This is a genomic window from Arthrobacter liuii, from assembly GCF_014639275.1.
In the GTDB taxonomy this organism is placed as follows: Bacteria; Actinomycetota; Actinomycetes; order Actinomycetales; family Micrococcaceae; genus Arthrobacter; species Arthrobacter liuii.
Genome location: NZ_BMFW01000048.1, coordinates 1 through 19,641, shown reverse-complemented (window position 1 = coordinate 19,641; position 19,641 = coordinate 1). Strand labels below are relative to the sequence as shown.

The window sequence follows — 19,641 nt, the reverse complement described above, 5'->3', positions numbered from 1 at the left end:
AGCGACCATCGCCATCAACGGCACCACGCAGACGTTCGCCCCCGATATTGCCGCCGAGCAGCAGGCCATTCTCGATGCCATCCGCAACCCAAAACTCACGCACTAACGAAATGAGCCAAGTCAGGTCCAAGGTCCTCAGTGTGCATGATGGCCTCCTGGACATGTATCTACACTCTGAAAATGGTGTCGCCATGGGGGCGGCGCCGGCACCGAAGCTGGGAGAGAACCAACCAAGGCCTTTCAACGGACAGCTTTACGGAAGGTATTCAGTCCGCTTTAGAGCTGATGCTCCAAAAGGCTTTAAGACGGCATGGCTCTTGTGGCCTGACAGCGGGCAATGGCCCTTGGACGGGGAGGTGGATTATCCCGAGGGGGATCTCGCGGGGAACTTTTTTGCTGCCATGCACGGCACAGGGGCAAGTAACAATATCCTTAGTGTATTTGAGACTGGCTCGTCATATTCTTCCTGGCACACAGCAACGACTGAATGGAGTCCTGGACGCGTGGAATTCTTCCTTGACGGCAGGTCTGTGGGGGTCACCCGTACCGCAGTGCCCACAACGTCCATGCACTACGTGCTGCAGACAGAGGCTTGCCTTCCGACCTGCCCACTGCCCGGGGCCAGCGGTCACGTTTATATCGACTGGGTGGCGGTGTGGGCAAAAAAATAGTGGTTCATCTGTAATGTCCCCTTTGCGGTTGCGGGATGAAACCGCCGGACGAGGCAATTTGACTATGCGGCAGCCGTCTCATTTACCGGGGCGTAAGGAACCGACTGACGCGATGACCCAGTCGTCGCGCCACGCAGTGCCCTCCTATGCGCGCGGTTTTCCACATAGCGGCACCGGGGCTGCCCGCGCCGAACCCCACGCGGTTAGCCTTGAGTCAAGCGCGAATCGCCTATCGGGTCCAAATGCACTAGGATATTGAAGTCTGTGCTGCGTCCTGCCTCCGTTCCGGACGGCAAGGCATTGCATGGAATCGCAAATGAACCTCCTGTTACGGAAATGCCGTAACCGCTTAGCCCAAAGGAGGTGGGTTCACATATGCGTCCTTACGAATTGATGGTAATCATCGACCCCGAGGTCGAAGAGCGTACCGTTGAGCCGTCGCTTCAGAAGTTCCTGAACGTCATCACCAACGATGGTGGAACCATCGAAAAGGTTGACATCTGGGGCCGTCGCCGTCTGGCATACGAAATCAAGAAGAAGTCCGAAGGTATCTACGCCGTGGTGAACTTCACCGCCAAGCCGGAGACCGCCAAGGAACTTGACCGCCAGCTGTCTCTTAACGAGACCATCATGCGCACCAAGATCACCCGCCCCGAAGAGCAGAAGGTTGTTGCTGAGTAACTCAGCACCGGTCTTCATTCTTTACCCCGCAGGAAACGCACTCTTCACCCAGGATCGAACAAGGAGGCAGTAGATGGCAGGCGAGACCACCATTACGGTCATCGGTAACCTCACCAATGACCCGGAATTGCGGTTCACACCGTCCGGTTCGGCAGTAGCGAACTTCACCATCGCTTCCACCCCCCGCACCTTTGATCGCCAGTCCAACGAGTGGAAGGACGGGGAGACCCTGTTCCTCCGCGCCGCTGTATGGCGTGAAGCAGCCGAAAACGCTGCCGAATCCCTCACAAAGGGGATGCGTGTCATCGTTACCGGCCGCCTGAAGAGCCGCTCCTACGAAACAAAAGAAGGCGAAAAGCGCACCGTTATCGAGCTTGAGGTCGACGAAATCGGCCCCAGCCTGCGCTACGCCAACGCCAAAGTCAACCGCACCCAGCGCTCCGGCGGCCAGGGTGGCGGTGGTTTCGGTGGCGGTAACAGCGGCGGTGGCTTCGGAGGCGGCAACTCTGGTGGAAACCAGGGCGGCAACTCCGGCGGAAGCTGGGGCGGCGGCAACCAGCAAGCTGCGCAGGACGATCCCTGGGCCACGCCCGGCGTGTCCAATGCAGGCGGCTGGGGCAACGGCCCCGATTCCGAACCTCCCTTCTAAAACCCAAGTAACGGCCCGGCGCAGGGGCAGCCAGGGTGCCGCAACGCACCTAAGGTACTGCCGCCGTCGGACCACCACCATCCCGTGGATCAATATCCACGGGCTCCCTAGAATAGGAGCTCCACGATGGCTAAGGCTGAACTCCGTAAGCCCAAACCAAAGTCCAACCCCTTGAAGGCCGCTGACATCACTGTCATCGACTACAAGGACGTAGCATTGCTGCGCAAGTTCATCTCCGACCGCGGCAAGATCCGCGCCCGTCGCGTCACTGGCGTCACGGTGCAGGAACAGCGCAAGATCGCCCAGGCAATCAAGAACGCCCGCGAAGTTGCTCTGCTGCCTTACTCCGGCGCTGGCCGCGGCTAAGGAAGGGATTAACTAACATGGCAAAGCTCATTCTGACCCACGAAGTTACCGGTCTCGGTGCTGCTGGCGACGTTGTCGAGGTCAAGGACGGTTACGCACGTAACTACCTGCTGCCCCGCAACTTCGCCCTGACCTGGTCCAAGGGTGGCGAGAAGCAGGTTGAGTCCATCAAGGCTGCCCGCGCTGCCCGCGAGCACGCTTCCCTGGAAGACGCTCAGAAGCAGGCCGCTGCACTGTCCGCCAAGCCGGTCAAGCTGGTCGTCAAGGCCGGCGAGTCCGGCCGCCTGTTCGGCACCGTCAAGCAGGGCGACGTCGCCGACGCTGTTGAGGCCGCTGGCCTTGGCAAGATCGACAAGCGCAAGGTTGAACTGGCCGCCCACATTAAGTCGGTTGGTTCCTATCAGGCCAACGTCCGCCTCCACGCTGACGTTGCCGCTGTGATCGAACTCGACGTGGTTGCAGGCAAGTAGTCCCTGACTGCAGCTGAAGGGTCCCCGCTGGAACTCCGGCGGGGGCCTTTTGCGTCCTATCTCACGGCCGGCCTTTCCCCTTGCCGCCCGCCGGCAACATAAGCTTGCTGGGACGCCGTCCCCTGAAGTTGTGTACGGTACCAGTCCGCCGTATCCCAGGAAGGTCGCCAAGCGTTGCCGTTCCTTGCCGTCAGCAGCATCCTCCTGGTGGCTGCGACCATTAGCTTCGTGACGGACCGCAGGCGCCTGCGGAACGGTGTCTTCCTTGTCGCGGGTGTGATCTTCGGGTGGCTTGGGTTACTCCTGGTCGCCGGCAACAACTCCATTCCGGTGATCATGACGTTGACCTTGGCTGTCCTGCTCATCGTATCCGGACCAATACTGGCCCTCTTCCTGGTCCTCAACGGCATCGTCATGCTGCGCCGGGAGGGCCGCAGCGTAGGAAACCTGCTGTCCCTGTTGACGGGACTCGCCGTGGTGGCCGTGCCCCTTTTGCTGGCCGTCCTGCAGACGGTTGTGCCTGGTTTGGGCGCGGTCACTTCTGTGGTGGCCGTCGTGGCGGGCTATGTGGGATTCGTGTTCGTCAGTTACCTGGTCTATTCGTTGATCTACTCGAACCTTCCGCCGCGGCGGCCGCCGGAGTATGTAGTGATTCTGGGTTCAGGCCTGAACGGCGCGTCTGTTCCGCCCCTGCTGGCTTCCAGGCTGGACGCCGCGGTACGCGTGTATCGCGGGAAGCACGGCGGTTCCATCAAAGCACTGATTCCGAGCGGCGGTCAGGGGACGGACGAACTCCTCCCGGAAGGAACGGCGATGGCCCGCTACCTGCAGCAGCAGGGTGTTCCCCCGGGCCGGATCATCGTGGAGGGCCGGGCAACCACAACCATGGAGAACCTTGAGTTCTCGCGCCGGCTGATGGAGCGGCCGGACGCACCCGTTACCGTCGTCACCAGCAGCTATCATGTATTTCGCGCTGCGATGTTCACCCGGCGCGCAGGCCTTCGGGCGCATGTCACCGGGGCCAGGACGGCGGGGTATTTCATCCCGAGTGCCTTCCTTCGGGAATTCATCGCCATCCTTGCGACCTACCGGTGGATCAATCTGGTTTCCTGCGCAGCAATCATCGCCGGTCCACTGGCCGGCGCCATCCTCTCCCAGGCCGGTGGCAGCCTGCTCCGGTGAGCGGAGCCATTAACAGGGTCCGCACCTGGCCGCCAATACCCAGCCGGGAATACCGCGACGCTGGCAGCGGTTCACCAACATAGATGCATACGCATATACGATGAACTGAACGAGCACCAGGAGAACGCCATGGAAACCCGCCGCATCACCGTCCTTTCCGCAGGGCTTGGGGTACCCTCATCCAGCCGGCTGCTGGCTGACCAGCTCTCAGCAGCTGCCGAGCGGCAACTCAAGGCGGGCGGCTACGAGGTGGCAGTGGACGTCGTCGAACTCCGGGACTTGGCCGTGGACATCGCCAACAACTTCGTCACCGGCTATGCGGCACCCCGCCTGGCGGAGGTCATCGCAGGTGTGGAGGGATCGGACGGCATCATTGCCGTGACCCCGGTTTTCAGCGCCTCCTACAGTGGCCTCTTCAAGTCATTCATCGACGTCCTTGATCCGAAGTCGCTGGAGGGCAAGGCGGTCCTGCTGGGCGCCACCGGCGGCACTGACCGCCATCAGATGGTCCTGGACTACGCGCTGCGGCCGCTCTTCAGCTACCTCCGCACGCGCACGGCCGCAACCGGCGTCTTCGCGGGGCCGCAGGACTGGGGAACCGCCGAAGAGGGCGGGGCATCCCTCGCGGACCGGATCCACCGGGCTGCCGGCGAGTTCACCCGGCTGCTGGAGGGGCCGCAGCCCGGCCGGAAGCCCGCCCCGCTGGAGTCACTTCCCTTCGAGCAGCTGCTGGCCGGGATTTCCGGATCCCGCTAGTCGTCCAGCAGGGCAATGAACTCCCGGGCCTGCTTCAGGGAGATATCTGAGTGCCGCGTCAAGGCGTTGGCCGCGGCCTCGGTATCGCCGCTCCGGGCCAAGGTACGGATCCTGCCGTAAATCTCGTCATTGAGCATGTTGCTGCTTACCTCCCGGGTTACGTCGCCCTTGCTGGCGATGGCCCGGTAGCGGTACGGGAACCGCTGCGGCTCTTCGTCGTCCTCCTCAACGGCCTGGGCAGGCTCCTGGCTCCGGTAGGGCTGGGGGTGGGCCGCCATGGCGCTTACGGCCTCGCGTGAGGCCCTCAGCCCTTCTCCGGTCACCTCGTAGTAGAGCTTGATGGCGGCCATGGCCTGTCCCTGCGCGATCAAGGCGTAGAGCCGCCGGTGCTCATCCTCCGACAGCCGGTCTGCCGCTGCCCGGGCCAACTCGACGGAGGTAGCGGCTGGCTGGGACTGGGCCGGGGCATGCTCTGCTTCGCGCCTGCGGGCGGCACGGTATGCCAGCATGACCCCCGCAACCACCGCGAGCAGGATAAGGACCGGGACCACAAGGGATTCCATTTCACGAGCCGTTCTATGTACTTCCTGGCCCTCGCCAGGTGCGATTGCTTTGCTGGTCACCCGCCCGCAGGTGTTCCTGCTGCTGGTTGTGCTGCTGGGCGTTTTGGCTTGGGTGGGTAGCCGCTGCCAAACGGGCGCGGGCAGCGGTGGCGGCCTGGACCTGGGCTGCATAGTGGCGGGCAGAGCGCTCGGCGAGCTCGCGCTGGTATTTTTCGGCCTCCGACATCCCCGCATCACGGGGCCGCAGGGCGGTGGCAATGCCCCACATGAGCGCCACCAAAACTATGGCCGGCAACAGCACCAGCAGTAGATCGCCCATATCTAGAGCTTAATCCAGATTGGAGTTATCCACAGCAATATTCACCGGTCCGCATACAGTGCCCAGCCTAGGCCGGTAAAAATCCCCGCCCGGCATATGAGGTGGGCCACGCGGTCCAGCGGGAGGACTCCATCGGCGCTTCCGGCCCTCTCCCCGCTGCGGATCTCCTGCAGGTCCTGTGGATGAAATTCCCTGGAAGAAATATTTACTCCACATGCCAGATCCTGCGTTTCCGCAGGTCAGCAAGCTGCAGCAACCCAAAAAACTTCTGTATCCACAGACTTCCCCACAGGCTGTGCACAAGCTATGCCTCTTACTGCACAGGTTATCCACAGCGGCTGCGGCATGCCGGCTTTGCGGCTGGCGCCACGGGGGCTAGCGTAGCGGGGTACCTGTTCTCCGCGGCTGGAACAGGGCGTGCCCGCTTCGGTTTGAAGCGCGCGTGCGCACCTCCCAAGTGTCTCTGTGGAAAAGCTGTGGATAGTGGGGATAACTCCGGGCCAGAGGTGGTTTCAGGCCCGGAGTTGATTGATTGTCAGGGCCTCGGGGTAGACCTGGACAGGTGGCGGGGCCGGTTATCGGAGGCCGCGAACAGGATGGATCACCGGGCCGCACGCCCGGTACAAATGGAGGACGGCAGCTTTGTCAATCGCGCATCTGGACCCTGTCGAGGCGACCCGTGGATCGGGCGCGAGCCGGAAGCCGCCCCAGGACATCGCCGCCGAACAGTCCGTTCTGGGCGGCATGATGCTTTCCAAGGACGCCATCGCGGATGTGGTTGAAATTCTCCGCGGACAGGATTTCTACCGCCCAGCGCATGAAACCATCTACGAGGCCATCATCGACCTTTACGGCCGCGGCGAGCCTGCGGACGCCGTCACCGTCTCCGATGAGCTGACCAAGCGTGCCGAGATCAACCGGATCGGCGGACCTGCCTACCTGCATGAACTGATCCAGACCGTTCCCACTGCGGCCAACGCCGGCTACTACGCCGAGATCGTGGCCGAACGCGCGGTCCTGCGCCGGCTGGTGAACGCCGGAACCAAGATCGTCCAGTTGGGATACGGCTCGGACGGCGAGGTGGAGGACCTCGTCAACCAGGCACAGGCAGAGGTCTATGCAGTAGCGGAACGCCGCACTGCTGAGGACTATGTGGTGCTGAAGGACGTCATGGAGTCCACGGTGGACGAAATCGAGGCGTCCGGCCATCGCGGAGAGGGCATGACTGGCGTGCCCACCGGCTTCTACGAACTTGATGAGCTGACCCACGGGCTCCACCCGGGCCAGATGATCGTCATTGCCGCGCGCCCGGCAGTGGGTAAGTCGACCTTCGCCTTGGACTTCGCCCGCTCCGCTGCCATCAAGAACAACCTTTCAACGGTCATGTTCTCGCTGGAAATGGGCCGGAACGAGATCGCCATGCGCCTGCTGTCCGCCGAGGCCACCATTGGGCTCCAGGACCTCCGCAAGGGAACCATCAAGGACGAGCAGTGGTCCAAGATCGCCACCACCATGGGCAGGATGAATGATGCCCCGCTGTTCATCGACGACAGCCCCAACATGTCCCTCATGGAAATCAGGGCCAAGTGCCGCCGCCTGAAGCAGCAGCACGATCTCAAGCTGGTCATTCTCGACTACCTGCAGCTCATGAGCTCAGGCAAGAAAGTGGAGTCCCGCCAGCAGGAAGTCTCCGAATTCTCCCGTGCCCTGAAGCTGCTTGCCAAGGAACTCCAGGTCCCCGTGATCGCCCTGTCCCAGCTGAACCGTGGATCGGAACAGCGCCAGGACAAGCGGCCCATGGTGTCGGACCTGCGTGAATCCGGTTCCATTGAGCAGGACGCCGACATGGTCATCCTGCTTCACCGCGAGGATGTCTATGACAAGGAATCACCCCGCGCCGGGGAGGCCGACATCCTCGTGGCCAAGCACCGTAACGGCCCCACCAAGGACATTGTGGTGGCATTCCAGGGCCACTACTCCCGCTTTGCCAACATGGCCGGCGACGCCGGCGGTGGCGGCGGCTTCTAGGCGTAGTGGGTGCTGGCGTCGCTGGCGCCGCCCCGTTCACTGCCCGTAGGGTTTGCGGCAGCCAGCAGGTGGTTCGGCGGGCGGTTCCCGGGTGCCGTTCCCCGGATCTCGAGGAGCTCGCGGGCATGGGCGTGAAGGCGCTTGTCCTCCTCGCTAACCGGCACCCACGCGGGCACGGGCACTGAGTTGCCGTCGTCGTCGCGCGCCACCATCACGGTGAGGCAGTAGGTGGTGAGGTTCAGCTCCCGGCCCTTGGGGTCGCCGGAACGGACGTGGACGGCGATGTGCATGCCCTTGGTCCCGGTGTACACCAGCCGGGTCTCCACCTCCACCACATGGCCAATAAGTAGCGGGCGGTAAAAGCGCACGCCGCCGGAGAATACCGCCACGGTGTCCCGGCCGCAGTAGCGTGAGGCACACACGTAGGCGGCCTCGTCAATCCACTTCATCACGATCCCGCCGTGGACCTTGCCGCCCCAGTTCACGTCGGTGGGGGCGGCCATAAACCGCAGCGTCACGCGTTCGGCCGTACCTGCATCGGTATATTCCTGCCGGTTCATAGCTTCTACGATCTGCTCCCGGACCTTGATCCTGGCCAGCGCGTGGTCACGTTGCTCAATTTCGTCGGGGGTAACAGGTTCGAACTGCTGCACCGGGGTGGGCTTGCCGTCCGCCCCCACGGCAACGAAGATCACCATGCACTGGCTGCGCATTGTTGCAGGGCCACCCTTCGGGTCGCCGGAGGAGACCACGGTGTGGATGTGCATGGAGGATCGGCCGGTGTAAACGATGGTTGCCTCCACCTCCACCATGTCGCCGCTGTTGACGGGATCGGCGAAGTGGATGTTTCCCACATACGCGGTCACGCAATAGGACTTTGCCCAACCCACCGCTGCGGCGTAGGCAGCCTTGTCCACCCATTCGAGCACGGTCCCGGCGTCCACTGAGCCGCTGTGTCCCACGTCGGTGGGGGCAGCGAGGAAGCGGAGGGTCACGGAGTTGCGGTGGCCGGTCTCAGTCATGCTGCGATCTTACTGAGAGCCGCGGTTACCGGCGGGTTGGCCCTGCAACAATGCTGCTTTGACCCATAAAGGGCCGACGGCGGCCAGGCACCTTGGGTGACCGGCCGCCGTCGGGCGTGGCATGTGAAGGGGTTACGCGAGGACGGCCAGCCGGGACTTGCCGCGGCCAAAGAGGGCGCCGTCCAGGGAGAGGCGGCCGGCGCCGGTGAGTGCGAGGGCGAACGACGCAGCGGCAAGGAGCAGGACGAGTTCGTAGCCTCCGTTTGCGGCGAAGACGCCGGCAGGGGCGTGCACCAGGAAGAGGGCGCCGAGCATGTCCACGACGAGGAGTGCGGCCACCACGCGGGTGAGGATTCCGAGGACCAGGGCGATACCGCCCGCCAGTTCCAGGACGGCGACGGCCGGTGCCATGACGTCGGCGGCCGGCACGCCCATCTTGGCGAAGGAGGCCTGAGTGCCGGCGATGGTCCACTCATTGAATTTCTGCCATCCGTGGGCTGCGAAGAGGAAGCCGAGGATGATGCGGAGGGCGGCAAGGGCGGTGGTGGTCAGTGCTGGCTTGTTCATAACGTCCACTCTCCCGGACTAATACTTGAAGTGTCAACTAAATCTGGACGATTGTGGTCTTTGTCATGCCCGGCCCGTTTCTGCCGCCGGGCGCGGTTAAGCTGGCAGCGTGCCACAACAACCAGCTCCTGCCGCTGCGGCCGGCACCCGCGGCCCTGCCCGGGAAATACTCCGCCTCGCCCTCCCTGCCTTTGGCGCGCTGGTGGCCGAACCCCTCTTCCTGCTGGCGGATTCGGCCATCGTGGGCCATCTCGGCGTGGCCCAGCTCGCCGGCGTGGGGCTGGCATCAGCCGTGCTGCAGACCGCCGTCGGACTCATGGTCTTCCTGGCCTACTCGACCACCCCGGCAGTGGCCCGCGCGATAGGCGACGGGCAATTGGGCAAGGCCCTCGCGGCAGGGCGCGACGGCGTCTGGCTGGCACTGCTGCTCGGCGGGCTCCTCGCCGGGGTGGGTTTCGCCGCAGCGGAACCGCTCATCGACCTGCTGGGAGCCCAGGACAGTGCCCGGGCGTTTGCCATCGACTACTTCCGCTGGTCCATGCCGGGCCTGGTGGCAATGCTGCTGATCTTTGCCGGCACCGGCGTGCTGCGCGGGTTGCAAGACACCCGGACCCCGCTGGTGGTGGCCACGGCCGGGTTCGGCATCAACATCCTGCTGAACCTCTGGCTTGTCTACGGCCTGGGTTGGTCCGTGGCCGGCTCGGCGATCGGGACCGGCCTGGCGCAGTGGGCAATGGCAGCGGTCTACGTGGTGATGGTGCGGCGGAACGCCGTACGTCACGGCATAAGCCTTTTACCCAGCTGGCGGGGGATCCGCAGCATGACACGCGTGGGGTCCTGGCTCATGCTGCGCACGCTCAGCCTGCGCGCAGCAATCCTGGCCACGGTGCTGGTGGTGACGGCCCAGGGTGAGGTTAACCTTGCCGCCCACCAGCTGGCCATGACCATCTTTTCCTTCCTCGCCTTCGCCCTGGATGCCCTGGCTATCGCCGCGCAGGCACTCATCGGAAAGGAGCTCGGCGCGGCCAATGCAGCCACGGCCCGGCTGCTGACCGGGACCATGATCCGCTGGGGCTCAGGGTTCGGCGTGGTGACGGGACTGCTGCTGGCTTCTGTGGCCCCCTGGGTAGGGCCGCTGTTCACTGCGGATCCCCACGTGCAGTCAGTGCTCACTGTTGCCCTCTGGGTCCTGGCGGCAGGCCAACCCATCGCCGGATACGTTTTCGTCCTGGATGGCGTGCTGATCGGCGCAGGAGACGCGCGGTACCTCGCACTGGCGGGGCTGGTGAACCTCGCCGTCTACGTTCCGCTGCTGGCAGGGGTTGCGCTGTCCGGTGCCGGCGGCGCCCCGGGGCTGGGCTGGCTCTGGGTGGCCTTTGCGCTGGGATACATGGCGGCACGCGCGCTCACCCTGGGCCTGCGGGCCCGGTCAGACCGCTGGATGGTGCTGGGTTCGGCCTGACAGCCGACACTCCGGTTCGACCTTCCAGCGGCCCCCACTAAACTGGACCGGTGACGCAACCATCCAGCCCCGCGGGGGCTGCTCCAGGAACCACCCCCCGTAACGACCTGTGGAAGCCGGTCCTGCTCCGTTCGGCTGCTGCGCTGGTTTTCGGCGCTGTGACGGTCTTCTGGACTTCGCCTTCCGTGGAGGTCATGGGCTGGGCCGGGGGCCTCTATCTCCTGGCCGTCGGCGTGGTGTCCCTTCGGACCGTCCCGGCAGCGGGTCTCGCCCAGAACTCGGCGCCCGGCAAGCTGCTGTCCGCCGGTGGCGCGGTCCTGGCCGGTGCCGGCTTTGCTGTGCTCCTCCTGCACAGTGACCTGTTGTTCGGGGTGATCGCAGCGGTGGGCCTGGGTGTGGCCGGCGTCCTGGAACTTGCCTGCGGATTGCAGCGCAAGAGCCGCCATGTTCTTGCCCGGGACTGGATTGCCTCCGGGATCATCGGGATAGGAACGGCGGTGCTGCTGCCCTTCTTCATCAATCTCGGAGCCCATGCCCTGCTGGGCGTGGCCGGTGGAGGGGCAATTATTTCCGGCGTCCTGTGGGTACTGTCCGGCCTTACCCTTCGGCACGATGCCCGCGCCGGCGCAGGGAAGCCGTAAACTAGGGGGAGCGCCCTTCTACTTTCTGTAGAAAACTCGGTGCGAAACCGCGAATTCGTAGACCAGGCCGGCCGTGCGCCGCCTGCAGGGAGGAACCATTGTGGCTGACCAGCATCAAGGAAAACCGCGCAAGCTGCGGACCTCGGTGAAGGGGCCGCTGATGTTTTCGGCGTTCTGGGCCGTCGTCGCCTTCGTTGCGGTGTTGATCTTCGCCTCCGGGGGAAGCGCCCGTACGCCCCGCTTCGACCTCGCCTTCACGGCGGCGGGCATCGCCTTCATCGTCACCCTGGTGATCGCCGCCATGCTGTCGATGAGCTACAAGGAGAATGCCGAACACCTGGGCAAGGGATCGGGCGTGAACCTGAGCTCGGCGCCGAAAAGATCTCCCCACGCAGGGCCCGGCCACGGCTTCGGCGCCCGCGGCCCCCAGAACCCGCCGGCGTCCGGTGACGGCGCGGACGGCACGCCCCAGCCTTAAGGACAAATCCGCGGCGGCACGTTGGCCCAAACTCCACCCATGGGTAACTCTGCTATCCCGCAGCGGCCTGCCTGGCCCGGTACGCGGCAACATGGGCCCGGTTGGCGCAGTTGCCGGTATCGCAGTACCGCTTGGACCGGTTGCGGCTGAGGTCCAGCACCGCTGCATCGCAGTCCTCCGATTCGCACATACGCAGCCGTTCCATCTCCTTGCTGCGGATCACGTCCGCCAGGGCCATGGCTGCCTCCGTACTCATCCGGTCCGCGAGGGGCGCCCCGGGGGCCGTGGCGTGGAGATGCCAGTCCCAGCCATCGTGCTTCATCAGTTGCGGCAAGGCACTTGCGTCCCGGAGCAGCCGGTTGACCGTGCCCACAGCGGCATCCTCATCCGCTGTCCACACTGCCGCCAATTCGACGCGCAGTTGGTGGACGCTTGCCAGTTCCGCCTCATCCCGGCTCCGGGACCCGGAAAACCCCTCAGTGGCCAGGAAGCTGTCCAGGTCCGCGATGGACGCCAACCCTTCCCTCCCGTTCGCGGCCGTGTTGATAAGGTTCACCACCGTGCGCAGCGCCACCTCAGTGTCAGGGGCGAAAACCATGTTGACTCCTTACAGCACCGAAGCGTAGTGTAATGGGCATTACCCTACTTTACTCCTGACAGGAGGCAACGGTGCCTGCCGCAAAGAACCCCAACCCCACCCCTGAACTGCCCACCCGGCGGACAAGCTTCCTGGCATCCGGGCTCGGCATCGCGCTCTTTTCCTCCGCTGTCTTCGGCCTGTCCGGATCCTTCGCCAAGTCGCTGCTGGAAACCGGCTGGTCCCCCGGGGCGGCAGTCACTGCCCGGCTGACGGGGGCCGCCCTCATCCTGGCCGTGCCCGCCGGATACGCGCTCAAGGGCCGCTGGCACCAGCTACTGGACAACTGGCTCACCATCGTGCTGTTCGGGCTCATCGGAGTGGCCGCATGCCAGCTGTTCTATTTCAATGCGGTGGCCCGGCTGTCGGTGGGCGTGGCACTCCTGCTGGAGTACCTGGCACCGGTGATCATCGTCCTGTGGCTCTGGGCTGCCAGCCGCCGGCGCCCCACGGCCCTGACCGCCGGCGGGACGCTGTTGTCGCTGGCCGGGCTGGTGCTGGTCCTGGACCTCACCGGAGCCGTGAAGGTGGACCTGGTGGGGGTCCTGTGGGGCATGGCGGCCGCTGTCTGCCTGGCCATCTACTTCTTCATCACGGCCAAGGAAAATGACGCTTTGCCGCCGATCGTCCTGGCTTCCGGCGGTCTGATGGTGGGTGCCGCCGTAATGTGGCTCGCTGCCGCCACGGGTTTGCTGCCCATGGCGTTCAGCACTGCGGACACCAAATTGGGCTCGTGGATCACGCCATGGTGGGTGTCCCTTGCTGGGCTGGTGGTGCTGGCCACCGTATTGGCATACGTCTCGGGCATCATGGCCGCCCGGGCCCTCGGCTCCAAGGTGGCATCCTTCGTGTCACTGACTGAGGTCCTGTTCGCCGTGGTGTGGGCGTGGCTGCTGCTCGGGGAACTGCCGGGCGCCATCCAGCTCCTGGGCGGCGTACTCATCGTCGGCGGGGTCATCCTGGTCCGGCTCGACGAGCTGCGTCGCGCAGCGGCTGGGACGGGTGGGGGAGCGGCACCCCAGGCGGCGTCCCCGCTGGAACACGCGAACGACGTCGAACCAGTCCCTTAGTGCCGCCTGTCGCCTCAGGCGTGCAGCCACGCAGCCGGGTTTGGCTGCCGTCGGCCGCCCCGGCAATAGCCTTAAATGTGGAAGGGTCCGGGTGCCTTGCGGCACCGGACCCTTCCATGGCGGATGGGCCGCCGGGGCTTAGCCCTGCGAGGCCTGGCTCTGCTGCTCGGCGTTGCGCGTTGCCTGCGTGCCGGCTTCCTTCAGTGCCGCGGCAACCTTGGTGAGCATGGCGGTGTGGGTACCGGTCCACTCATTGCGGAACTTGGTTGCGTCCGGGCCTTCCCAGTTGGTGCTGGTCAGGACCTTGGTGAGAGTGGACCTCTGCGTCTCGATCTCGGACGCCCCTGCCTGAAGCTTGCTGCCGAGCTGGCGAAGCTGCTCAACGTCTGCACCCCAAATAGCCATCAGTTTCTCCTTGTTAGATCGTGGATCCGAACCAGATCGGCATCCCCAGCGGCCCCCGGCTCATCCGGAAGATTCATTGCCTAAAACCTATCCCGGCCCCAAAACAGTGTCGATGGGCAGCCCTGCCCATGCCGGGCTCCCCATCGGCGCCGCGTGGAAATCATGGAAAAAGGGGTCGATCCCAGGCGTTGGAAGAGCCTAGCATGGCGTTATGTGCCGGAATATCCGAACCCTTCACAACTTCGAGCCGCATGCCACGTCCGAGGAGGTGCACGCGGCCGCGCTGCAGTATGTGCGCAAGATCAGCGGCAGCACCAAACCGTCCAAGGCCAACCAGGAAGCCTTCGACGAGGCAGTGCACGAAATTGCCCACCTCACGCAGCATCTGCTGGATTCGCTGGTTACCCAGGCGCCGCCCAAGGACCGGGAGGCCGAAGCAGCCAAGGCCAGGTCGCGCGCAGCAGTGCGGTACGGCGCGGCCTGATCCTTTGCTCCAGGGATAAGCCGCTCAGCGCCGGGGCTTGCCGAAGCTGCGCAGCCGCAGCGAGTTTGCCACCACAAGGACTGAGCTGGCGGCCATGGCCGCGCCGGCGATCATCGGGTTGAGCAGTCCCAGGGCGGCCACGGGGATCCCTACCGCGTTGTAGAAGAATGCCCAAAACAGATTGGCCTTGATGGTGGCAAGCGTCTTCCGGGACAGTTCAATGGCCTGCGCCACCTGGGCCAGGTCGTTTCCCATCACCGTCAGGTCCGCCGCCTCGATGGCTACGTCCGTTCCCGACCCCATGGCAATGCCGAGATCGGCCTGTGCCAGTGCCGCGGCATCGTTGACGCCGTCACCGGCCATGGCCACCGTGGCGCCGCCGGCCTGGAGCCTGCGAACTGCCTCGACCTTTCCTTCCGGCAGGACGGCGGCATAGACGTCGTCCGGAGCGATGCCGACGGCGGCAGCCACCCGGGCGGCCACTGCGGCGTTGTCCCCGGTCAGCAGGATGGGCCGCAGGCCCAAGGCCTTCAACCGGGCGACGGCGGCGGCGGAGCCTTCCTTTACAGTGTCCCTCAGGCTGATGATTCCGGCCGCTTCCCCGTCCACGGCAACGCAGATGGTGGTGGCGCCCCCGTCCTCGGCAGCCGCCAGCTGCGCCTGCTGGCCGGCGTCCAGGACAACACCATTTTGTTCCAGCCAGGCTTTCCGTCCGGCCAGCACGCGCCTGCCCTCAACGGTTCCCCGCACTCCGCCACCAGGGGCGGAACTGAAACCCTGCACGGATGGCAAGGTGGCGGCGTCGTCCGTTGAATGTGTGGAACGTGCCCAGGAGGCTGCTGCCGTAATGGCGCGGGCCACCGGGTGCTCCGAGGCGGCCTCGAGGGCTCCGGCGAGCCGGAGGACGTGGTGGTCCTGGAAACCGGGGAACCCTGCCGTGGCATCCACGGCCAGGTTGCCGGTGGTGACCGTCCCTGTCTTGTCCAGCAGGATGGTGTCCACGGTTCGGGTGTCCTCCAGGACCTGGGGGCCCCTGATCAGGATGCCCAGCTGGGCGCCGCGGCCAGTACCCGTCAGGAGACCCACCGGGGTGGCCAGGCCAAGGGCGCAGGGGCAGGCAATGACCAGCACGGCGACGGCGGCAGTAAACGCCTGCCGCAGGTGGTCCCCCTCGGCGGCGGGGCCGGCAAGGAGGAGCCACAGCACGAACGTCAGGATGGCTGTCGCCAAGACCACCGGAACGAAGACGGCACTGATGCGGTCCGCGAGCCGTGCGATCGGCGCCTTGCCGGTTTGGGCCTGCGAGACAAGGCGCGCCATCTGGGCCAGGGTGGTCTCGGATCCAACCCGGGTGGCCCTGACCAGCAGCCGGCCGGAGGTGTTGATGGTGGCGCCGGTGACGCGACTGTCCGGCCCCACTTCCACGGGGACCGATTCACCCGTCACCAGTGAGGCGTCCACCGCTGAGTCGCCGTCCACCACCACGCCATCGGTGGCGATCTTTTCGCCCGGGCGGACCACCAGGACGTCGCCCACCTGGAGCAGGTCGGCGGGGATCTTCTGTTCCACGCCGCTGCGCAGCACGGTTGCATCCTTGGCGCCCAGGTTCAACAGCGACTGAAGGGCGTCGCCGGCCTTTTGCTTGGCATTGGCCTCCAAATACCGGCCCAGGAGCAGGAAGGTGGTGACGACGGAGGCCACCTCGAAGTACAGGTCGCCGGACATCCCCTCCATGCCGGGGTGTTCGGTCATGCGCGGGTCGGCCAACAGTTGCCAGGCGGAGAACAAGTAGGCTGCTGCCACCCCGAGCGACACCAGGGTGTCCATGGTGGAGGCGAGGTGGCGGGCGTTGATGGCCGCTGCCCGGTGGAAAGGCCACGCAGCCCACGTGACCACCGGCAGCGCCAGCACAGCCGCCACCCAGCCCCAGTTGGGGAACTGGAACGCGGGAACCATGCTGACCAGGAATACCGGGACGGTCAGGACAGCCGCCAGGATCAGACGCGGGCGGAGCTTGGCGGCGACGCCGGGCACTTGCTCTGCATGCCCGCTCGTTCCTGGCTCAGACGCATGCTGCCGCAAGTCCCCGGCGTCGCCGTCCGGGTGCTTCACGGCAGTGATCGGCCCGTGGACCCGGGCCTTGTAGCCTGCCGCGTTGACAGTGTCCACCAGTTGCTCGTCGGTGATGCCCTCCGGCACCGTGACGTAGGCCGACTCCAGCGGCAGGTTGACCGTTGCTGCCACGCCGTCGAGCTTGCCCAGCTTCTTTTCCACCCGGTTGACGCAGGACGCGCAGGTCATCCCCTCGATGTCCAGTTCGACAATGCGGGTGGCGGGTGGCTGCAGCAGTTCTCGGTGGCTCATGTCGGCTTTCGGGTGTTGAAAGGGTTTCTAGGCCTCGTTGGCGACGACGAGGTAGCCGGCCTCGGCGACGGCTTCCCCAATGTCCGAGGGTGGGAGTTCCTTGCTGGCGGTGATGGTCACAGTGGAAATGCCGCCGGCGTTCAGGTCGACGCTTACTGCCTCAACGCCGTCGATGGCCTCGAGTTCTTCGCTGACGGCCGACACACAGTGCCCGCAGGTCATGCCGGAGACGCTGATGGTCGTGGTGGTGGGGGAAGTGGTGCTCATGGCTTGCTCCTTCATTGGGCTCCGGCGGTGGCCGGGGTGGAATGTGAACTGGCTCAGCGAAGCAGCCGGCCGATAGCGTCGGCGGCTTCCTTGACCTTGGCATCAATGGCTTCAGCGCGCACTTGCGGGTCCGGTTCCGAGGCTGCACCCACCACGCAGTGTCCGATGTGCTCCTCGACCAGTCCAAGGCTGACTGCATGCAGGGCCTTGGTGACGGCTGCCACCTGGGTGAGGATGTCGATGCAGTACTTATCCTCGTCCACCATCCGGGCAATGCCCCGGACCTGGCCCTCGATGCGCTTGAGGCGCCGCAGGTAGGCATCCTTGTTTTCCGTGTAACCGTGCGGCGGCGCGTTGCCATCCTCCGGAGCCGGCCGGCCGGCGCCCCCGACGGCTTCCTCGATCGCGTTCATGCTGTCAACGCTATACCCCGTGGGGGTATTGGCACAAGTACCCGGGAGGGGTATCCCGGCGAAGGCCGTGTTGGATCCCGGCAGGTTGCCAGGGCACAAAAAAGCTCCGGAGTGCGTTATTGGGGGATACGCACTCCGGAGCAGCTTTTGGGCAATTCCTGCTTCCACCTGCGTGGAGCGGCCTTGCTGAAATTAGCTTACTGGCTGGTACCGGCGCTGCGCCAGCACCGCGAATAACTACTTTCGCTTTACTTTAAGCGGGCACCAGCAGTGGTTCTGGCCCCGTATTCGTGCTCATGGCCGGTCCTCATGAGCGGGCATGCGGTAGGGGACTACCAGTACCGGGCGGCTCTGGTGGCGGCTGAGCCACGTTCCTACGGATCCGTTGAGTGCCTCGGACAGCCGGTGGGAGAATCCCCGTTCCGAGGTGCCCACGATGATCATGGGGGCGTTCACTTCAGCTGCCAGCTGCCCCAGGGCACGGGCGGGATCCCCGGTCAGGGTGCGGAAGGACCACTCCAGCGGCCCGCCGTCGGAAGGCAGCTTGTCCACAGTGGCCTGGACCTGCGCCTTTAGCTCTGTTGCCAGGGCAAGCATGTCATCATCGGTGTCCGGGTGCCGGGAAAGGCGGTGGGCGGAGCGGGCGGGGTCCCATTCCACCAGGTAGCTGGCTTCATCCACGTAGGCGCAGACCAGGGGGGCGGCCAGCCGGGCAGCCAGGGTGGCGGCGGTCTGGAGAACCTCCGGGTGCTGTTTGGGCATGATCCCCACCAGCAGCGGTGCGCCGTTGAAGTATTCCCATGTCATGCCGCCAATTGTCCGCCTCCGCGTCCGGTGTGAACAGGTGCGTTCGGCCCGGCAGTTGCCGAGCCCCGGCCCGGGAGGTACTAGGAAGCCGCTGGGGAAGCGGTGACCACGACGTTCTTTCCCCATGGATCCTCGGTGTAGCAGCTGATGAGGACCAGCCGGTTGGGCACCATCTCCCAGACTGGACTGTCCTTCAGGCTGGACTTCAGGTAGGTGGTGATGCTGTCTACCCGGTAGCTCATGGTGCCGGCCGTGGTTTCCACATCGAGCCGGTCACCAACCGCCGCAGTTGAACTGAGGTGGTTGAAGGGAGCGTCCGCGCCTTCCCAGCTGTGGCCGATGACGTAGGTGGTGTTGCCGGAGCCTTTGCCCGGAACCCCGAAGGGAGTGAGCCAGTACCCGTCCTTGGTGGCAGGGGGCTCGATGGTCCGGCTGGACTGGGCTTCGCCGTTAAGGTCGAGCGGATGGATGGCAACATCGAACGCAGCGGACGGATAACGGATGCGGACGGGCTGGGCTGCGGCCGGAAGCTCTGGTCCTGCTCCGGCTTCCACTGCCGTCCCGCCTGGGGATGGAGTGGCGGCGCCTGCCGCCGCACCCGGCACGCCGGTCGCGGCCATGGGAGCGGCCCCGCCGGCCGAAGCGTTCCCGGGGGAAGCCGTTCCGGAGGGAAGCATCACAGCCGACGCAGGAGCATTCCCGAGTTGCAGCGGTGCCGGGTGGAACAGGGGAGCGCCAAGGGTGAACGACAGGAAGGTGAGGAGGCCGCAGAAAAGAATGGCCACGTCGCCCCGGTTCCACCGCCGCTTACCGTGCTCCAAAGCGCGCCGCTTGGGTGCCGCGTGGCGGCTTCGACCCTGTGGCATGGCACTTCCTCACGCAGTAGGCGGGTTTGGAAGGAAGGCGTCCTGCCGGGCACTGGCAGGACGCCTTCCTTGTCGAGAGGCCACTGGCAGTGGCGAAATGTGGCCTAGTCGGCGGTGTGCAGAGGACGTGACCGGCGGCGTACTGCCACCGCTGCTCCTGCGGCAACCAGTGCTCCCAAACCTGCAAGCCAGCCCGGCCCGCCGTCCGAAGCTCCCACCGCTGTCTGGGCGTTGTAGCCCTGGTTGGTTCCCACGCTGACGGGTGTCGCGGCCGGGGCGGCCTTCGGCGCTGCCTTGGGTGCTGCAGCCTGGGTTAGGGTCGCCGAGACGTCGGTGCCTCCGACGGTGTTGTCCGTGCCGCCGTTGTTGGTGCCGCCGCCGTTGTTGGTGCCGCCGCCGTTGCCGTTGCCGCCGCCGTTGTTGGTGCCGCCGCCGTTGTTGGTGCCGCCGCCGTTGCCGTTGCCGCCGCCGTT

The 19,641-nt window shown here is 65.2% G+C and carries 24 protein-coding genes and 1 pseudogene; 13 read left to right on the top strand and 12 right to left on the bottom strand.

The window, feature by feature from the left end:
- The first annotated feature begins 74 nt into the window (after window positions 1-74).
- From IEW19_RS22110 to IEW19_RS22080, 7 genes are all read left to right on the top strand, one after another.
- Complete coding sequence (locus tag IEW19_RS22110; RefSeq protein WP_308420029.1) at window positions 75-671, top strand: glycoside hydrolase family 16 protein; 597 nt, start codon at window positions 75-77, stop codon at window positions 669-671.
- 375 nt (window positions 672-1,046) lie between these two features.
- Window positions 1,047-1,352: a 30S ribosomal protein S6 gene (gene rpsF, locus IEW19_RS22105; RefSeq protein WP_013602900.1), complete on the top strand. Its 306-nt coding sequence runs from the start codon at window positions 1,047-1,049 to the stop codon at window positions 1,350-1,352.
- Between the two features lie 73 nt (window positions 1,353-1,425).
- Complete coding sequence (locus IEW19_RS22100; protein ID WP_188573708.1) at window positions 1,426-2,001, top strand: single-stranded DNA-binding protein; 576 nt, start codon at window positions 1,426-1,428, stop codon at window positions 1,999-2,001.
- Between the two features lie 126 nt (window positions 2,002-2,127).
- Window positions 2,128-2,367, top strand: a complete 240-nt coding sequence (gene rpsR / locus IEW19_RS22095) for a 30S ribosomal protein S18 (RefSeq protein ID WP_003800144.1) — start codon at window positions 2,128-2,130, stop codon at window positions 2,365-2,367.
- Window positions 2,368-2,384: 17 nt separating this feature from the next.
- On the top strand, window positions 2,385-2,837 hold the full coding sequence (rplI, locus tag IEW19_RS22090; RefSeq protein ID WP_188573707.1) for a 50S ribosomal protein L9: 453 nt from the start codon (window positions 2,385-2,387) through the stop codon (window positions 2,835-2,837).
- A gap of 207 nt (window positions 2,838-3,044) precedes the next feature.
- Window positions 3,045-4,019, top strand: coding sequence for a YdcF family protein (locus tag IEW19_RS22085; RefSeq protein WP_229748669.1), 975 nt, complete (start codon window positions 3,045-3,047; stop codon window positions 4,017-4,019).
- Window positions 4,020-4,148: 129 nt separating this feature from the next.
- The gene (locus IEW19_RS22080) at window positions 4,149-4,775 is read left to right on the top strand and encodes an FMN reductase (protein ID WP_188573705.1); all 627 of its coding nucleotides are present in this window, start codon (window positions 4,149-4,151) and stop codon (window positions 4,773-4,775) included.
- On the opposite strand, the gene IEW19_RS22075 is transcribed toward IEW19_RS22080, so the two are convergent.
- A complete protein-coding gene (locus tag IEW19_RS22075; RefSeq protein ID WP_188573704.1) occupies window positions 4,772-5,338 on the bottom strand; it encodes a hypothetical protein in 567 nt (188 codons plus the stop codon). The genes IEW19_RS22080 and IEW19_RS22075 overlap by 4 nt on opposite strands.
- 13 nt (window positions 5,339-5,351) lie before the next feature.
- Complete coding sequence (locus IEW19_RS22070) at window positions 5,352-5,657, bottom strand: hypothetical protein (RefSeq protein ID WP_188573703.1); 306 nt, start codon at window positions 5,655-5,657, stop codon at window positions 5,352-5,354.
- Window positions 5,658-6,299: 642 nt separating this feature from the next.
- Here IEW19_RS22070 and dnaB point away from each other — a divergent pair.
- A complete protein-coding gene (gene dnaB, locus IEW19_RS22065) occupies window positions 6,300-7,685 on the top strand; it encodes a replicative DNA helicase (protein WP_188573702.1) in 1,386 nt (461 codons plus the stop codon).
- On the opposite strand, the gene IEW19_RS22060 is transcribed toward dnaB, so the two are convergent.
- Window positions 7,682-8,707: an acyl-CoA thioesterase gene (locus tag IEW19_RS22060; protein ID WP_188573701.1), complete on the bottom strand. Its 1,026-nt coding sequence runs from the start codon at window positions 8,705-8,707 to the stop codon at window positions 7,682-7,684. The genes dnaB and IEW19_RS22060 overlap by 4 nt on opposite strands.
- Window positions 8,708-8,839: 132 nt before the next feature.
- Window positions 8,840-9,274 carry a DoxX family protein gene (locus tag IEW19_RS22055; RefSeq protein WP_188573700.1) on the bottom strand — a complete coding sequence of 145 codons (435 nt, stop codon included), beginning with the start codon at window positions 9,272-9,274 and terminating at the stop codon, window positions 8,840-8,842.
- Between the two features lie 109 nt (window positions 9,275-9,383).
- On the opposite strand from IEW19_RS22055, the gene IEW19_RS22050 reads away from it, so the two are divergent.
- The 3 genes from IEW19_RS22050 to IEW19_RS22040 all read left to right on the top strand — a co-directional run bounded on the left by IEW19_RS22050 (window position 9,384) and on the right by IEW19_RS22040 (window position 11,855).
- On the top strand, window positions 9,384-10,736 hold the full coding sequence (locus IEW19_RS22050) for an MATE family efflux transporter (protein WP_188573699.1): 1,353 nt from the start codon (window positions 9,384-9,386) through the stop codon (window positions 10,734-10,736).
- 50 nt (window positions 10,737-10,786) lie between these two features.
- Window positions 10,787-11,377, top strand: coding sequence for a hypothetical protein (locus IEW19_RS22045; RefSeq protein ID WP_188573698.1), 591 nt, complete (start codon window positions 10,787-10,789; stop codon window positions 11,375-11,377).
- 100 nt (window positions 11,378-11,477) lie between these two features.
- A complete protein-coding gene (locus IEW19_RS22040) occupies window positions 11,478-11,855 on the top strand; it encodes a hypothetical protein (protein ID WP_188573697.1) in 378 nt (125 codons plus the stop codon).
- Between the two features lie 52 nt (window positions 11,856-11,907).
- Here the strand turns inward: IEW19_RS22040 and IEW19_RS22035 are convergent, their stop codons facing one another.
- Complete coding sequence (locus tag IEW19_RS22035; protein WP_188573696.1) at window positions 11,908-12,453, bottom strand: CGNR zinc finger domain-containing protein; 546 nt, start codon at window positions 12,451-12,453, stop codon at window positions 11,908-11,910.
- A 71-nt stretch (window positions 12,454-12,524) separates the two neighbouring features.
- Between IEW19_RS22035 and IEW19_RS22030 the strand changes: the two genes are divergently transcribed.
- Window positions 12,525-13,562: an EamA family transporter gene (locus tag IEW19_RS22030; protein ID WP_188573695.1), complete on the top strand. Its 1,038-nt coding sequence runs from the start codon at window positions 12,525-12,527 to the stop codon at window positions 13,560-13,562.
- Window positions 13,563-13,700: 138 nt separating this feature from the next.
- Here the strand turns inward: IEW19_RS22030 and IEW19_RS22025 are convergent, their stop codons facing one another.
- Window positions 13,701-13,967 (bottom strand): WXG100 family type VII secretion target, encoded by a 267-nt coding sequence (locus tag IEW19_RS22025; protein ID WP_188573694.1) that lies wholly within the window; start codon window positions 13,965-13,967, stop codon window positions 13,701-13,703.
- A gap of 211 nt (window positions 13,968-14,178) precedes the next feature.
- On the opposite strand from IEW19_RS22025, the gene IEW19_RS22020 reads away from it, so the two are divergent.
- A complete protein-coding gene (locus tag IEW19_RS22020; RefSeq protein WP_188573693.1) occupies window positions 14,179-14,451 on the top strand; it encodes a DUF2277 domain-containing protein in 273 nt (90 codons plus the stop codon).
- Window positions 14,452-14,475: 24 nt separating this feature from the next.
- On the opposite strand, the gene IEW19_RS22015 is transcribed toward IEW19_RS22020, so the two are convergent.
- From IEW19_RS22015 to IEW19_RS23750, 6 genes and pseudogenes are all read right to left on the bottom strand, one after another.
- The gene (locus IEW19_RS22015; RefSeq protein WP_188573692.1) at window positions 14,476-16,815 is read right to left on the bottom strand and encodes a heavy metal translocating P-type ATPase; all 2,340 of its coding nucleotides are present in this window, start codon (window positions 16,813-16,815) and stop codon (window positions 14,476-14,478) included.
- 27 nt (window positions 16,816-16,842) lie between these two features.
- Window positions 16,843-17,082: a heavy-metal-associated domain-containing protein gene (locus IEW19_RS22010; protein WP_188573691.1), complete on the bottom strand. Its 240-nt coding sequence runs from the start codon at window positions 17,080-17,082 to the stop codon at window positions 16,843-16,845.
- 53 nt (window positions 17,083-17,135) lie between these two features.
- Complete coding sequence (locus IEW19_RS22005; RefSeq protein ID WP_188573690.1) at window positions 17,136-17,495, bottom strand: metal-sensitive transcriptional regulator; 360 nt, start codon at window positions 17,493-17,495, stop codon at window positions 17,136-17,138.
- Between the two features lie 294 nt (window positions 17,496-17,789).
- Window positions 17,790-18,302 carry a universal stress protein gene (locus IEW19_RS22000; protein WP_188573689.1) on the bottom strand — a complete coding sequence of 171 codons (513 nt, stop codon included), beginning with the start codon at window positions 18,300-18,302 and terminating at the stop codon, window positions 17,790-17,792.
- Window positions 18,303-18,382: 80 nt separating this feature from the next.
- Window positions 18,383-19,168, bottom strand: a complete 786-nt coding sequence (locus tag IEW19_RS21995) for a class F sortase (protein ID WP_188573688.1) — start codon at window positions 19,166-19,168, stop codon at window positions 18,383-18,385.
- Between the two features lie 104 nt (window positions 19,169-19,272).
- Window positions 19,273-19,641, bottom strand: a pseudogene (locus IEW19_RS23750) (hypothetical protein); the annotation flags it as partial.